This is a genomic window from Streptomyces bungoensis (genome assembly GCF_001514215.1).
Lineage (GTDB): Bacteria > Actinomycetota > Actinomycetes > Streptomycetales > Streptomycetaceae > Streptomyces > Streptomyces bungoensis.
This window is the reverse complement of sequence record NZ_KQ948885.1, coordinates 27,018-28,831: the sequence shown is the minus strand read 5'-3', so window position 1 is coordinate 28,831 and position 1,814 is coordinate 27,018. Positions and strand designations below refer to the sequence as shown.

Genomic DNA, 1,814 nt, shown 5'->3' with positions numbered 1-1,814 from the left:
CCCAGGTCCCGGGTGCGGAGTGCGGAGGCTGCCGGCCAGAAACGCCGGCGCTGGAAGGCGTACGTCGGGAGTTCCGCAGGATGGACGGGCACGGACGTGCCGACGAAGATGGCGTTCCAGTCGAGCGGCGTGCCCCTCGTGAAGAGTTCCGCTGCCGTCGACAGCACCGAGTACGTCTCGGGACGGTCCTTGCGGAGCGTGGGCGTCAGCAGACGGCCGTCGGCATCGTCAGCGGCGGCCTGCACGAGCGCGGTCAGCGTGCCGTCCGGGCCCAGCTCCACGAACCGGGCGGTCCCCTGCTCGACCAAGTGGCGCACGCCGTCGGCGAAACGCACCGGTCGCCGCACGTGCTCCACCCAGTGCGTGACCGATGCCAGCTCCTCCGCCCCGACCGGCCCGCCGGTCACCGTGGAGACGATCGGTATCCGCGGTTCCGCAGGGGTCAGACTTTCGGCGACCTCCCTGAACTCGGCGAGCATCGGCTCCATCAGCGGCGAGTGGAAGGCATGGCTCACGCGCAGGGACGTGACCTTGCGGCCCTGGGCACGGAAGTGCGCGGCGATCTCCTCGACGGCTTCCGCCACGCCCGAGACCACCAGTGCCTCAGGGCCGTTGACCGCGGCGATGCCGACCCGGTCGTGAAGCAACGGCAGCACTTCGGCCTCGGTGGCCTGCACCGCGACCATCGCGCCGCTGTCGGGGAGCGCCTGCATCAGCCGGCCACGCGCCACCACCAGACGACAGGCGTCCTGAAGGGACCACACCCCTGCCACATGCGCCGCCGCGATCTCACCGATCGAATGCCCGGCCAGCACGTCCGGCCGCACACCCCACGACTCCAGCAGCCGGAACAGCGCCACTTCCAGCGCGAACAGGGCGGGCTGCGCGAACTCGGTTCGGTTCAGGGCGCCTTCGTCGTCACCGAACACGACCTCACGCAGACCGAACGGCAGCTCGGCGTCGACCGCGTCGAAGGCCTCGGCGAACACCGGGAACGTCTCGTACAGCTCCCGGCCCATGCCGAGCCGCTGCGAGCCCTGACCCGCGAAGAGGAACGCCAGCTGTCCGCCGGCCTGTACCGCGCTCTGGACGAGGTTGGGCTCGGTACGGCCCTCCGCCAGGGAGGTGAGAGTGCGCAGCAGCTCGTCGCGGTCGGCGGCCAGGACCACCGCGCGGTTGTCCAGCGCGGTCCGTGTGGTGGCCAGAGCCAGGGCGGTGCCGGGGAGGGAGAGATCGTTACGCGCTTCGACGAAGCTCGCCAGTTGACGCGCCTGGGCGGGCAGCGCGCCGTCCGCCGCGGACAGCACCCAAGGCAGGACTCTCGGGTGCAGCGATCCCTGGCCAGGGCCGGTGCTGTCCGTGTCGGTCCCTGTCTGGGGTACTTCTTCGAGGATGACGTGGGCGTTGGTGCCGCTGATCCCGAAGGACGACACCCCCGCCCGGCGCGGACGGCCGCCGGCCGGCCACTCCCGCTGCTCCGTGAGGAGACTGACAGCACCCGCCGACCAGTCCACGTGCGACGACGGCTCCCCCACGTGCAAGGTCCGGGGCAGCACCCCGTGCCGCATCGCCAGCACCATCTTGATCACACCGCCCACACCCGCAGCCGCCTGCGCATGACCGATGTTCGACTTCAACGAACCCAGCAGGAGCGGGTGTTCGCGGTCCTGGCCGTAGGTCGCCAGGAGCGCCTGCGCCTCGATCGGGTCACCCAGCGGCGTACCCGTGCCGTGCGCCTCGACGGCGTCCACATCGACCGGGGACAGCCCCGCACTCGCCAGCGCCTGCCGGATCACCCGCTGCTGCGACGGACC

General features: G+C 71.3%; 1 protein-coding gene. It reads right to left on the bottom strand.

Going from position 1 to position 1,814, the window contains the following annotated elements; translation table 11 throughout:
* Positions 1-1,814: type I polyketide synthase (locus AQJ66_RS35880; protein ID WP_167359215.1), on the bottom strand; the 1,814-nt coding region annotated here is incomplete at both ends.